Annotated in this window: 10 protein-coding genes; 5 read left to right on the top strand and 5 right to left on the bottom strand. The window is 70.1% G+C overall.

From position 1 onward, the window contains the following. Positions 1–49 precede the first annotated feature (49 nt). Complete coding sequence (locus tag O7624_RS29075; RefSeq protein ID WP_282238147.1) at positions 50–619, bottom strand: STAS domain-containing protein; 570 nt, start codon at positions 617–619, stop codon at positions 50–52. A 213-nt stretch (positions 620–832) separates the two neighbouring features. On the opposite strand from O7624_RS29075, the gene O7624_RS29070 reads away from it, so the two are divergent. Beyond that, complete coding sequence (locus tag O7624_RS29070) at positions 833–1,939, top strand: L-dopachrome tautomerase-related protein (RefSeq protein WP_282238146.1); 1,107 nt, start codon at positions 833–835, stop codon at positions 1,937–1,939. Positions 1,940–2,045: 106 nt separating this feature from the next. Next, on the top strand, positions 2,046–2,216 hold the full coding sequence (locus O7624_RS29065) for a hypothetical protein (RefSeq protein WP_282238145.1): 171 nt from the start codon (positions 2,046–2,048) through the stop codon (positions 2,214–2,216). A 3-nt stretch (positions 2,217–2,219) separates the two neighbouring features. Here O7624_RS29065 and O7624_RS29060 read toward each other — a convergent pair whose 3' ends face one another. Beyond that, positions 2,220–3,857, bottom strand: coding sequence for a glycosyltransferase 87 family protein (locus tag O7624_RS29060; protein WP_282238144.1), 1,638 nt, complete (start codon positions 3,855–3,857; stop codon positions 2,220–2,222). 218 nt (positions 3,858–4,075) lie between these two features. Between O7624_RS29060 and O7624_RS29055 the strand changes: the two genes are divergently transcribed. The 3 genes from O7624_RS29055 to manD all read left to right on the top strand — a co-directional run bounded on the left by O7624_RS29055 (position 4,076) and on the right by manD (position 8,607). Next, a complete protein-coding gene (locus O7624_RS29055) occupies positions 4,076–5,422 on the top strand; it encodes a PHB depolymerase family esterase (protein ID WP_282238143.1) in 1,347 nt (448 codons plus the stop codon). Between the two features lie 192 nt (positions 5,423–5,614). After that, complete coding sequence (locus O7624_RS29050; protein WP_282238142.1) at positions 5,615–7,222, top strand: RICIN domain-containing protein; 1,608 nt, start codon at positions 5,615–5,617, stop codon at positions 7,220–7,222. A gap of 176 nt (positions 7,223–7,398) precedes the next feature. Next, positions 7,399–8,607, top strand: coding sequence for a D-mannonate dehydratase ManD (gene manD / locus O7624_RS29045; protein ID WP_282238141.1), 1,209 nt, complete (start codon positions 7,399–7,401; stop codon positions 8,605–8,607). Positions 8,608–8,704: 97 nt separating this feature from the next. Here the strand turns inward: manD and O7624_RS29040 are convergent, their stop codons facing one another. The 3 genes from O7624_RS29040 to O7624_RS29030 all read right to left on the bottom strand — a co-directional run bounded on the left by O7624_RS29040 (position 8,705) and on the right by O7624_RS29030 (position 12,509). Next, the gene (locus tag O7624_RS29040) at positions 8,705–10,147 is read right to left on the bottom strand and encodes an endo-1,4-beta-xylanase (RefSeq protein WP_282238140.1); all 1,443 of its coding nucleotides are present in this window, start codon (positions 10,145–10,147) and stop codon (positions 8,705–8,707) included. Positions 10,148–10,409: 262 nt separating this feature from the next. Further along, positions 10,410–11,456, bottom strand: coding sequence for an acetylxylan esterase (locus tag O7624_RS29035; RefSeq protein ID WP_093406932.1), 1,047 nt, complete (start codon positions 11,454–11,456; stop codon positions 10,410–10,412). A 21-nt stretch (positions 11,457–11,477) separates the two neighbouring features. Beyond that, positions 11,478–12,509, bottom strand: a complete 1,032-nt coding sequence (locus O7624_RS29030) for a LacI family DNA-binding transcriptional regulator (protein ID WP_093406934.1) — start codon at positions 12,507–12,509, stop codon at positions 11,478–11,480. Between the last annotated feature and the right edge of the window lie 79 nt (positions 12,510–12,588).

Here is a 12,588-nt window from a genome sequence, read left to right as displayed (position 1 = left end):
CGGTGCCACGGCACCGGTGCCGTGGACGAGCCGGACCCGGGCAGGTCGCCTATTCCGCCGCGTCCGCTGCCGCCGGGTGTCTCTGCAAGCGGGCGAGCGCGTTGGCGCGGGTGTCCGCGACCGGAAACACCTCGTCCAGCCGGGTGACCCGGAGCACCTGACGGATCAGCGGCGAGGTCGACGCCACGCAGAGCTGTGCGCCGCGGTCAGCGGCGGCGCGATGCGCGCGGACGAGCAGCCCGAGCGCGGTGGAGTCGACAAGATCCGTCCCACCGAGATCCACCAGGACGTGCCCGCCCATGTCGGCCGCGTGCCCCAACGCCATGCCCAGCGTCTCGCCGGTGTCGACGTCGACGTCGCCGGCGACGGTCACCACGGTGACGGCACCGAGGTGCTCGATGCCGAGGATGCCACCGGGCACGCCGGCAGCGGCGGGGCCGAGCTGGGTGCAGTGCGCGCAGCGGTGCGGACCGTCGGCCAGCGGGGAACCGCTCCAGCCGTGCTCGGACACCAGCGGCCACACCACCTCCGCGGCGGAGTGCGTCCGCGGCCCGGCGACCGTGTCACCGCAGTTGTCACAGGTCAGGGTGACCAGGTGGTCATCGAGAACGACGGCCATGGCGCGCTCCTTCCCAGGTCGGAGGGGTTGAGGTCCCAACCCTGCCGGGGCCAGGTGGCGGGCACCGCGCGGACACATGACGGTTGGGTGACGAATCGCCTTCCCGCTGCTTGCGGGTCGGATGGGCGACGTCGGCGCCGCGTACGTCGTCCGCTTTGCGACGATAGACGTAGAGCGATCAGTTGATCCCTGTGTGCGACGGGAGGTCGAAGGATGCGAAAGGCACTACCCACCGACGAACCGGTCGGCACCCTGGACGTGGTGCACCGGTTCCACGGCCCGATGCCCACCGGGGTGACCGTCTCGCACCGCGGTCGGATCTTCGTCAGCTTCCCTCGCTGGGGCGACCAGGTGCCCGCCACCGTGGTGGAGCTGCGACGCGGACGCGAGGTTCCCTACCCCGACCTGCGGTGGAACACACCGTCCAGCGACGACGACCCGTCCGCGTTCGTGTCGGTGCAAAGTGTGGTGGTCGACCCGGCCGACCGGCTCTGGGCGCTCGACACGGGCAGCCCGATGTTCCAGCCGACCTCGCCCGGCGGGCCGAAGCTGGTCCGCGTGGACCTGAGAACCGACACCGTCGCCCAGGTGATCACCTTCCCGCCCGAGGTGGTGCTGCCCACGTCGTACCTCAACGACGTGCGCTTCGACCTGCGCCGTGGGGAGGCCGGGCTGGCATACATCACCGATTCCGCCGATGGTGCCCCCAACGCCCTCATCGTGGTCGACCTGGCCAGCGGGGCATCGTGGCGGCGACTCAACGACCACCCGTCCACGAAGGCCGCGCCGCTGGAGGACTTCCGTCCGGTGGTCGAGGGACGCCCGATCCTGGTCCGGCCCCCGGACGCTCCCCCGCAGCCGGTGGGTGTCGGCGCCGATGGCATCGCGATCTCCGCCGACGGCACGCGGCTGTACTACTGCGCCCTCGCCACCCGCCGCTGGTACAGCGTCGCCACCGACGCCCTGGCCGACCGCGCCCTGGGCGACGCGGAGGTCGCCGCGACGGTGCTCGACGAGGGCGACAAGGGCGGCGGCGCCGACGGCCTGGAGTCCGACGACGCCGGCCGGATTTATCTCACCAACTACGAGCACAACGCGGTACTGCGACGCCGGCCCGACGGCGAGTACGAGACCGTGGTGCACGACGCCCGGCTGCTCTGGCCGGACACGCTAAGCGTGGCCACCAACCGGCACCTCTACATCATCGCCAACCAGGTGCACCGGCAGCCGCCGTTCAACCGCGGCCGGGACCTGCGACGCCGGCCGTACGCCCTGTTCCGGACCCGCATCGACGCGGGCCCGGTGCTGCTGCGACCGTGACGACCGGCACGCCCCGATCGGGTGGAAGCGGCACCTGATCGGGGCGGCGGGCCATGCGCCGCAGATAGCGTCGGAGGGGAATACCGACGAGGTGAGGAGCCGGGTCGTGACCGAGCCGGAGGAAGAACGCGAGAAGAGCGCGAAGACCGACCCGGTGCTGTTCTCCCCGGACGGCGACCCGCACCACAATCCGGCACAGACGCCGCTACCGGACGAGCACCTGCCGGTGACGTACGCCCACGACGGCGAGACCGACGTGATCGACGGGGAGCAGTAACGGCTACCCGCCGGCGCGTACCGCGGCGGTCAGCTCGTCGTCGTAGCGGGCCAGGGTACGCCCGTCGGCGGAGTAGGCGATCAGCTGCCCGTGCGCCATGGTGGCCGAACGGAACGAGAACGTCCGGACCCCGGGATAGGCGGCCAGCAGCGGGATGGTGCGCGGCGGACCGCCCGGAGCGGAGTGGTAGTCCAGCCGCGCCACCTGGTCGGAGACCACGCCGTTGACGCGCACCTTGGTCTTTTCGCTGCGGGTGCCGAAGGTGACCGGGGCACCGGTGCCGTAGCGGGCGCACTCCACCGGCCCCCGGCAGACGAAGAAGTACCGCGAGTTGACCACGTCCGGGAGGCGGTATGCCTTGAAGGTGGGATCGGCCCCGGCGGGCAACGGCTGCACGGCGAAGAACGCCAGTGCGCCGAGGGACGCCACGCCGACCCGCAGCCACCCTCGCGGGAAGGCCCGGTTGGCATGGGTACGGGCGGTGGTGAGCGCGACCGCGCCGAACCCTGCCACGCAGAGCACGACGGTGCCGATGGCACGGGCGTTCTCGAAGAGAAACTGCACACCGGGTCGCATCGACACCGGGGCCAGCACGACACCCAGCGACAACACCATGCTGGCCAGCAGCAGTGCACCGGCGACCCGCCGGGCCACGCCGACGGCGCCCACCAGCAGCATCGCGGCCAGGATGGTCCACACCTGGTGGTGGGTCCAGGAGACCGGGGACGCGGCCACGGTGGCGCAGCCGACCAGCACAGCGGCGTGCCCCGGTCGCCCCAGCCGGGACAGCGCCCGCGCCCGGAGCAACGCCAGGGCGCAGATGACGGCCACCAGGGCGGCCCAGACCAGCGGAAGGGACCCCTCGTCCATGCCGATACGAAGCAGCATCCCGTGCACGGACTGGTTGCCCAGCGACGCCAGGTTGCCGATCCGGGAGGTCTGGGTGACCGTGCCCGCCCAGTAGGTCAGGCTCTCGGCGGGCAGGACGGCCAGGGCGAGCGCCGCGCAGCCGACGAAGGCGGCCAGCGCGCGGGCGGCGTCGCGGTACCGGCCGCAGGCCAGGAAGTAGAGCACGAACAGCAGCGGCGTCAGTTTGATCGCCGCCGCCACGCCGATCAGCACACCGCGCATCCGTGACGGCGGCGCCATCCCGTCGAGCAGCGCCATCAGCACGATGAAGATGCTCACCTGCCCGAACCGCAGGTTGCTCTGCACCGGCGCGGCGACCATGAGCACCGCCGCGACCGCCGCGATGCTGACGGACGCCGACGTCGTCGTGCGAGTCCCGGCCGTACCCGGGCTCGGCATGGCGGCGCGCCCCTCGGCCAGGGCACGACCGACGGGTACGGCGATGGCCACCACGGCGGCACAGGTCGCCGCCAGCCAGAGCGCTTCGACCACGCCGAGCGGCACGGTCGTGATCGGCCAGAGCACGAGCGCCGCGAACGGCGGGTACGTGAACGGCCCACCGTTCGGCGCCACGTACCCGTACAGCGGACGCCCGGCCCGCAGATCGGTCAACGCTCCGTGGTAGATGTGCAGGTCGGACAGGCGGTCAGGGCGCCGCAGCACCAGCGCGACGGAGACCAGTGCCGCGACCGCGAACCCTACCCACAGCAGCGCCGCCCGACGATCCCGCATGGACAGAGAATAGATGTACCCGCGACCGCTGGGCGCGAGGCGGCGCGCCGCTCGGCGCGGCCCCACCACCGCTCAGCGCGGCTGCTCCACCACACCTTGTGACGCCACGACGCAGGCGAAGAGAATCATCGATGTTCTGAGAGCCGGACGAGGTAGGGCACCGGGCAGCCCTCGATCGGAACACCACCATGTCTCCTTCCGTCCGGAGGACCCGTTCCATGAGAAAAGCGATCCGACTGTGGTGCGCCGCCCTGGCAACCATCGTCCTGACCGCGTTCGCCGCGCTGTCGCTCCCGACATCGGCGTCGGCGGCGACGCTTACCGAGGTGACGAATTTCGGCACCAACCCGAGCAACCTACGCATGTACCTCTACGTACCGGACCGGGTCGCGCCACGACCGGGCCTGCTGGTCGTGGCCCACTACTGCACCGGCAACGGGCCGGCGATGTACTCGGGCACCCAGTACGCACGCCTGGCCGACCAGTACGGCTTCATCGTGATCTACCCGTCGGTGACCCGCAGCAGCCAGTGCTTCGACGTCTACTCGCAGCAGGCGTTGCGTCGCGGCGGCGGCAGCGACCCGGTCGGCATCATGTCGATGGTGGAGCACGTCCGGAGCCGCTACTCGGTGGACCCGGCCCGGATCGCCGCGACGGGCACCTCGTCCGGAGCGATGATGACGAACGTCCTGCTCGGGCTCTACCCGGACGTCTTCCGCGCCGGCGCGGCCTTCGCCGGGGTGCCCTTCGGCTGCTTCGCCACCACCGGCGGCTCGGAGTGGAACAGCCAGTGTGCCAACGGGCAGATCATCCGCACCCCGCAGCAGTGGGGAGACCTGGTCCGCAACGCCTATCCCGGGTACACCGGCCCGCGGCCACGGATGCAGATCTGGCACGGCACCAACGACGACATCCTGCGCTACCCGAACTTCGGCGAGCAGATCAAGCAGTGGACCAACCTGCACGGGTTGAGCCAGACCCCGACCTTCACCGACAGCCCGCAGTCCGGCTACACCCGGACCCGGTACGGCGGTTCCGGCGGTAACGCACCGGTCGAGGCGATCAGCATGCAGGGCGTGTCGCACAACCTGCCGGTCGACGCCGCGCAGGCGATCCGGTTCCTCGGACTCGACGCCGCGTCGCCCACCCCGACGCCGACGCTCACTCCCACTCCCACTCCCACTCCGACGCCGACGCCGACGCCGACGGTGACTCCCACGCCGACGCCCACCACGCCGCCGCCGGGCACGGGGTGCCGCGTCAGCTATGCGGTGAACGCCTGGAACACCGGGCTGACCGCGTCGGCGACCATCACCAACACCGGCGCCACAGCGGTCAACGGTTGGAGCCTGGCGTTCACCCTGCCTGCCGGGCAGACCATCACGAACGGTTGGAACGCGACCTACTCCCCGACCTCCGGGGCGGTGACCGCCCGCAACGTCTCCTACAACGGCACCATCGCTCCCAACGGTTCGGTCACCATCGGCTTCCAGGCCACCCACAGCGGCAACACCGCCAGCCCGTCCTCGTTCGCGCTCAACGGCGCTCCCTGCGCGGTCAGCTGACCGTAGCCCTCGCCCGGATCGGCCCGGTGTCCGTACAGCTACCGCCGTACGGACACCGGCGTCGCCGCCGCTCACTTGGTTTAGGCCAGACCGGAAGATATATTGCTGTCGATGTTAGGAAAGCGCTTGCTCTGCGTCGTTCACCACTCCGGCACGCGCTCCACCACCGCACTCGCACCCGGAGGAACCCGCATGCTGCTCAGGACAGGAAGACGAACGGCTCGGCGCTGGCTGGTCGCCGTCAGCACGTTGGCGCTGGTCGGCGCCGGTGTGACGGTGGCCTCGCCGAGCGCCCGGGCCGCGACGGTCGATCCCAACGCCACCTACGTGTTCGTCAACCGGCACAGCGGCAAGGCGATGGATGTGTGGAACTGGTCCACCGCCGACAACGCCCCGATCAACCAGTACACCCGCAACGACGCCGCCGTGCAGCAGTGGCGGTTCGTCGACGTCGGCAACGGCTACTACCAGATCCGCTCCGTACACAGCGGCAAGGTCCTCGAACTGCCCAACGCCACCGACGGTGTCCAACTCGTGCAGAACGCCGCAGCCAGCGGCAACACCCGCCAGCACTTCCGCCTCGCCGACTCCGCCGGCGGGTACGTCCGGTTCCTCAACCGGCACTCGAACAAGGCCCTCGACGTGTGGGGCTGGTCCACCGCCGACGGCGGCATGATCTCGCAGTACCAGGACCACGACGGCGCCAACCAGCAGTGGCAGCTGGTCACCCTGGGAGGCGGCAACGGCAACGGCTGCGGCAGCGGCTCGTTCCAGGCCGAGGCGGTGTTCAACGGCGGCACCTGGACCGCCCGCAACGGTGGCAGCACGGTCTACACCGGCAGCGACATGCGGTCCGCCGTGCAGGCCGCGGTGAACAGCCTCAGCGCCGGCCGGACCAGCAAGCAACGGGTCGTGGTACGCGGCTCCGGCTCGATCAGCGCCGGCTCGCGCATCTCCCTGCCGAGCTACACGACGATCGACGTCTGCGGCACGATAAACGTGACCGGCTCCGGCTCCGGTGACCAGGCACCGATCTACTCGCGCGGCACTACCCAGGTCGAGGTGCAGAACCTCACCGTCACCGGCACGCCCCTCTACGGCATCTTCATGCGTAACGTCACAAACGTGATCCTCGGCCAGATCGACCTGCGCCTGTCGAGCGGCCTGGGGGTACGCATCGACAACCGGGGCGACACCAGCCAGTGGACGCGCAACGTCCGCATCGACAACGTGTTCGTCTCCGGCACCAGCACCCACGGCGTCGAGACGTACGGCGTGGACGGCCTCACCGTCGGCACGGTGACCGCCCGCAACGTCGGCGGTTCCGGCCTGCTGCTCAACGAGACCATCAACGCGACCGTGACCACCGTCGACGCGGAGAACGCCGGCACCGGCACCGGCTACGCGGCGTTCCGCACCGCCAACCGCGCCGGGCGGATCGGCTCCGGTTACCCGATCAACATTCGGGTCGGCACCGTACGGGCACGCGGCGGCGGCCGAGGCATCTTCTGCGTCTCCGAGTCCGGCGGTGTGGCGGTCAACCGGGTCGACATCGCCAATACCGGCAACAACGCGATCCTGATCGAGAACTGCTACGGCGTGGACATCGCGGCCGGCGGTGGCACCATCAGCGGTGGCGGGGAGGTTCGACTGGCGGCGCGGACGGAGTTCCCCGGCAACCGGGACATCACCCTGCGCAACTTCACCCTGGCCAACAGCCGGATCCTGGAGAGCCCCTGCACGACCAACCTGACCATCAGCAACGTCACCCTCAGCAATTCGAGCATCAACCGCTGCTGACTCGCCCGCACCCGTCCCGGCGGTCCGTCAACGGACCGCCGGGCGCGCGGGCGCGTCGGGCAAGGTAAGGCGACCGAACGGCCGCACGGCCACCCGCTCGGAGTCGGTTGACAGATCATGGGGGTGATCCCAGACTGGCTCGCGTCGATGCCGTCGGCCACCGGTGAGGAGCCTGGATGAAGATCGCCGATGCCCGGGTCATCGTCACCTGTCCCGGCCGGAACTTCGTCACGTTGAAGCTCGTGACGGACGACGGGGTGACCGGGGTCGGCGATGCCACCCTCGCCGGCCGGGAGATCGCGGTCGCGAGTTACCTGACCGAGCACGTCGTACCGCTGTTGATCGGTCGGGAAGCAGACCGGATCGAGGACACCTGGCAGTACCTGTACCGGGGCGCGTACTGGCGGCGCGGCCCGGTGACGATGAGCGCCATCGCGGCGGTGGACACCGCGCTGTGGGACATCAAGGGCAAGGTGGCCGGGCTGCCGGTGTACCAACTGCTGGGCGGCCGCAGCCGCGACGGGGTCACCGTCTACGGCCACGCGAACGCGCCCACTGTGGACGGCCTGCTCGCCGAGATGGCCCGCCACCTCGATCTCGGGTACCGCGCGATCCGGGTGCAGTGCGGCGTGCCCGGGCTGGCCGACACCTACGGCGTGACTCAGGACGGCGCGGCACATGAGCCGACGGGCGCGGCCGTCCCGGCCGAGACCGTGTGGAGCAGCGAACGGTATCTCACCCATGTGCCGTCGGTCTTCGCCCAGGTACGCAGCGAGTTCGGGCCGGAGGTGAAGCTGCTGCACGATGTGCACCACCGACTCACCCCGATCGAGGCCGCCCGGCTGGGCAAGGCCCTGGAGCCGTACGCGCTGACCTGGCTGGAGGACCCGGTGCCGGCGGAGTTGCAGGAGGGTTTCCGGCTGATCCGCCAGCACACCACCACGCCGCTCGCCGTCGGCGAGGTCTTCAACACCGTCTGGGACTGCCAGCAGCTGATCACCGAGCAGCTCATCGACTACGTGCGGGCCACCGTCGTGCACGCGGGAGGCATCACCCACCTGCGCCGGATCTTCGACCTCGCCCACCTGTACCACGTACGCAGCGGGTCGCACGGCACCACCACGCTGTCCCCGGTGTGCCTGGCCGCGGCCCTGCATCTCGACGTCAGCATCCCCAACTTCGGTCTGCAGGAGTATCTGCCACATACCGAGGCGACCGACGCGGTCTTCCCGCACTCGTACCGCTTCGCCGACGGCTGTCTGCACCCGTCGGAGGAACCGGGGCTCGGCGTCGACATCGACGAGAAGTTGGCGGCGCGGCATCCGTACCGCCCGGCTTCGCTGCCGGTGAACCGGTTGGAGGACGGCACCCTGCACAACTGGTGACGTGGCGCTCGGCCTGACCCGCTGAGCCAGGCGGCACCTGGCGCGCCGAGGCCCGGCGCGGACATGTCCGCGCCGGGCCCGGTGTGGTGCTGACGGATCAGCTCCCGGAGCAGGCGAAGTTACCGGATGGCCCGGTACCGGTGCCCTGGAAGCCGAAGCTGGCGGTGCCGCCGGCGCCGACGCTACCGTTGTAGCTGACGTTGCGGAACGTCACGTTGCCACTGGTTCCGCTGGAGCTGGCGTTCCACGTATTGGTCACCGAGCTACCGCCCGGAAGTCCGATGGTTACCGCCCAGCCGTTCAAACTGCTGGAGCCTGCGGTGACCCGGATCTGAGCGACGAAGCCACCGTTCCACTGGTCCAGCGACGCCACCGACGCGGTGCATCCGGATCCACCGGGCGGCGGAGTGCTCGGCGGCGGGGTGCTGGGCGGCGGGGTGCTCGGCGGAGGAGTGGTCGGCGGCGGGGTGGTGGGCGGCGGGGTGGTCCCGCCCGCGTTCAGGGCATCGAGCGTCGCGTTGTACGCCTGCTTCTTGTTGCCGTTGTTGTCGAACAGCAGCGGGGTGCCGTACGAGCGCCACGAGTCGCTGTCCCGGATGCCCCACACGGTGATGCCGTTGCACCGCGGGACCGCGAGGCAGTCCTGGACCACCCGACGGTACGTGTCCGCCTGCTGGGAGCCGGAGCCCTCGATGTCCAGCTCGGTGATCTGCACGTCCACCCCGAGCGCGGCGAAGCTGGACAGCGTGGTGCGGTAGTTGCTGTTGTACGCCGACTGCGCGTTGAAGTGCGACTGGAACCCGACGCAGTCGATCGGCACGCCACGCTGCTTGAAGTCCTGCACCATCCGGTACACGGCCTGGGTCTTGGCCCAGGTCCAGTTGTCGGTGTTGTAGTCGTTGTAGCAGAGCTTGGCACCCGGGTCGGCGGCCCGGGCGGCCCGGAACGCGGCCTCGATCCAGTCGTTGCCGGTGCGCTGCAGGTTCGAGTCCCGCCGTGCGCCGCTGTTGCCGTCGTCGAACGCCTCGTTCACCACGTCCCACGAGTCGATCTTGCCCCGGTAGTAGGACGCGACCTGGGTGACGTGGTTGAGCATCGCGTTACGCAACGCGGTGCCCGACATGTTCCGCATCCACTCGGGCTGCTGCGAGTGCCAGGCCAGAGTGTGACCCCGGACCTTCCAGCCGCGGGACAGGGCGTGGTTGACGATCCGATCCGCGTTCGTGTAGGTGAACCGCCCCTGCTGCGGCTCGAGCGCGTCGATCTTCATCTCGTTCTCGGCCGTGACCGAGTTGAACTCGCGGTTCAGGATGTTGACGTAGGTGGAATCGGAGAGCTTGTGCCCCGCCACCGCGGCGCCGAAGTACCGGCCGGACTGGGCCGCAGCCGCGCCGAGGGTGGACTCGGCGGCCTGGGCGCTGGAGGTCACCACCAGGCTGGAGGCAACGAGGGCGAGACCGACTGCGGCCGAGACCAGCGCAGCGCGCGTTCGCAGTCGGGTAGCCGGCCGCCCGCTGGCGCGGGCGTGGGCGTTGTTCATGGCATGAGCCTTTCGACGAAGCCGTGCTGATGAGAAGCCGGCCCCGACTACTGCCCAACACGATGGCCCTCGTCACCGACGCGGTCGCCCGGATGCCGCGTCGGCCGGTGCACTCAGCCGGCCATCATGAGTAGATCGAGGCTGTTGTATCGAAAACCTTATCGAAACAGGTCCGAAAGCTCAACGCGCCGCAGCACTCTTTGACCGTTCATCCCCGTACCGGTCCGACTCCGCCGTCGTCGGCGCGCCACCGGGAATGTGGTCATGCCGGTGAGATCAGAGCCCTCGAAAGTTTCGGGCCGTCCGACCGATCCGTGGTTTCCTCGCCGAGCACGTCAGCCAGCCAGCGCAGCTGCCGCCGCACCTGAGTCGCGTCGCCGTGTTCGTGGCCGTTGAACGGATAGACATGCATCGTGCGCTCGGGAGGCGGACCACCAACGGTGGCACCGTAGTGGTTGTAGGCGGCGAACCCGGTGCTCGGGGGACACACCATGTCCCGCAGCCCGATACCGAAGTGGACCGGCGCGTTGGCCCGACGGGCAAAGCTGACCCCGTCGACGTACGACAGCGTGCGTCGTACGGCCGGCTCCGCGTCGCGGTTGACCGCGAGGTAGTTGACGATCTCGCCGTACACGCCGACCTCGGTGATCTCCAGGGCCCGCTGCGGGTGACAGAGGAACGGTGCGGTGGTGAGCACGGCGGCGAGGTCACTGACCAGGCCGGCGACCGCGAGGGACAAACCGCCACCCTGGCTGTTGCCGGCGGCCACCACCCGACGCGGGTCGACTCCCGGCAGCGCACGGGCCGCCTGCACCGCCCGCACCGCGTCGGTGATGAGCCGGCGGTAGTAGTAGCCCTCCGGGGTCATGATGCCGCGGGTCACCGGCGACGGACCACCGGGTGCCGCACCGTGCGGGTCCGGTGTATCCCCCGCGCCGTACTGGCCGGACTGTCCCCTGGCGTCCATCAGCAGGTGGGCATAGCCGGCAACCGGCCAGGTCAGGCGTTCGTGTGGCAGCCCCCGACCACGGCCGTAGCCGACGTACTCCACGATCACCGGTAGCGCCTCGTCGACCCCGGCCGGACGGTTGTACCAGGCCCGGACCGGGTCGCCGCCGAAACCGGCGAAGGTGACGTCCCAGCTGTCCACCAGGCGCAGGTCGGTCGGTTCGGGTCGGAGGTCGAGCAGCACCGGCGACTGGGTCGCCGCGTCCAGGGTCGACTGCCAGAACGTGTCGAAGTCGGCGGGCTCGGCCACGGCCGGCGTGTACTGGCGCAACTGGGCCAGCGGGAGGTCGAACAGGGGCATGGCTCCTCGCAGCGGGCTCGGTCATGAATGTGGGGGCGGCGCGGTGCTCTCCCTGATCACCAGTTCGGCGACCAGATCTATCCGGCTGGTGGGCAGGGCGTTGCCGCGCGCTAGGTCGAGCAGCATCTGGGTGGCGGTGCCGGCCATGTCGCGCAGCGGCTGATGGACCGTGGTCAGGGCCGGACCGACCCAGGCCGAGAGTGGCAGGTTGTCGTAGCCGACCACCGACACGTCGCCGGGAACGTCGAGGCCGAGCTGCCGGGCCGCCCGCAACACCCCCAACGCCTGCAGGTCGGAGCCGGCGAAGATCGCCGACGGACGGTCGGGCCGACTGAGCAACTCGATGCCGTGGGTGTAACCGGCGTCGAGGTGGAAGTTGCCATGGCGGACCAGCGTGGCATCGATCGGGACGCCGAGTTCCTCATGGGCGCACCGGAAGCCGGCCGTGCGGGCCCGGGCACAGAGCACGTCCCGTGGACCGGAGATGACCGCGATCCGGCGGTGCCCGAGATCCAACAGGTGCCGGGTGGCGATCAGACCGCCGTTCCAGTTGTTCGAGCCGACGGTCGGCACGGAGGCCACGCTGGCGCTGTCGGTGTCGATGACGACCACGGGGATCGACTGGCGCTGCAACTGCTGCCGCTGCGGTTCGGTGAGGTTGCACATGACCAGCAGCACCCCGAGGGGGCGCCGGGCGACCGCCGCGTCGACCCAGGACTGCGGTGGCCGGCGAGCGGCACTGAGCTGCGACAGCATCACGTTCACCCCGGTGAGGGCGGCGACCGCCTCGACCCCCCTGATGATCTCCAGGGCCCAGTCGGAACCGAACTCGTGGAACACCAGGTCGATCTGGCCCTCTCCGGGCGCCCGACGGGAGCGTCGGCGGTAGCGGTGCCGTTGCAGGCTGGCCTCGACGCGCGCCCGGGTCACGGCGGCCACGTCCGACCGTCCGTTGAGGACCTTCGAGACCGTGGCCGAGGAGACACCGACCTCCCGCGCGATGGTCGCGATGGTCGCGGAGCCGAGCGCTGCCGGCGAACGCTTCTCTGCCATCGGATCCTCTGCAACGACTCCGAAATTTTCGGAGACTGTAGCACGCATCGGACCGGCGGAAGGTGACCCAAGTCGATGC

Source organism: Verrucosispora sp. WMMD1129, from assembly GCF_029581255.1.
GTDB lineage: Bacteria > Actinomycetota > Actinomycetes > Mycobacteriales > Micromonosporaceae > Micromonospora > Micromonospora sediminimaris.
This window is presented reverse-complemented; position numbering and strand designations above follow the sequence as displayed.

What these genes read in the sequence shown, in the direction of transcription:
- O7624_RS29070 (WP_282238146.1), top strand. Translation starts at nt 833, where the DNA reads ATGCGAAAGGCACTACCCACCGACGAACCGGTCGGCACCCTGGACGTG.
- O7624_RS29055 (WP_282238143.1), top strand. Translation starts at nt 4,076, where the DNA reads ATGAGAAAAGCGATCCGACTGTGGTGCGCCGCCCTGGCAACCATCGTC.
- O7624_RS29075 (WP_282238147.1), bottom strand. Translation starts at nt 619, where the DNA reads ATGGCCGTCGTTCTCGATGACCACCTGGTCACCCTGACCTGTGACAAC.
- manD (WP_282238141.1), top strand. Translation starts at nt 7,399, where the DNA reads ATGAAGATCGCCGATGCCCGGGTCATCGTCACCTGTCCCGGCCGGAAC.
- O7624_RS29030 (WP_093406934.1), bottom strand. Translation starts at nt 12,509, where the DNA reads ATGGCAGAGAAGCGTTCGCCGGCAGCGCTCGGCTCCGCGACCATCGCG.
- O7624_RS29040 (WP_282238140.1), bottom strand. Translation starts at nt 10,147, where the DNA reads ATGAACAACGCCCACGCCCGCGCCAGCGGGCGGCCGGCTACCCGACTG.
- O7624_RS29050 (WP_282238142.1), top strand. Translation starts at nt 5,615, where the DNA reads ATGCTGCTCAGGACAGGAAGACGAACGGCTCGGCGCTGGCTGGTCGCC.
- O7624_RS29035 (WP_093406932.1), bottom strand. Translation starts at nt 11,456, where the DNA reads ATGCCCCTGTTCGACCTCCCGCTGGCCCAGTTGCGCCAGTACACGCCG.
- O7624_RS29060 (WP_282238144.1), bottom strand. Translation starts at nt 3,857, where the DNA reads ATGCGGGATCGTCGGGCGGCGCTGCTGTGGGTAGGGTTCGCGGTCGCG.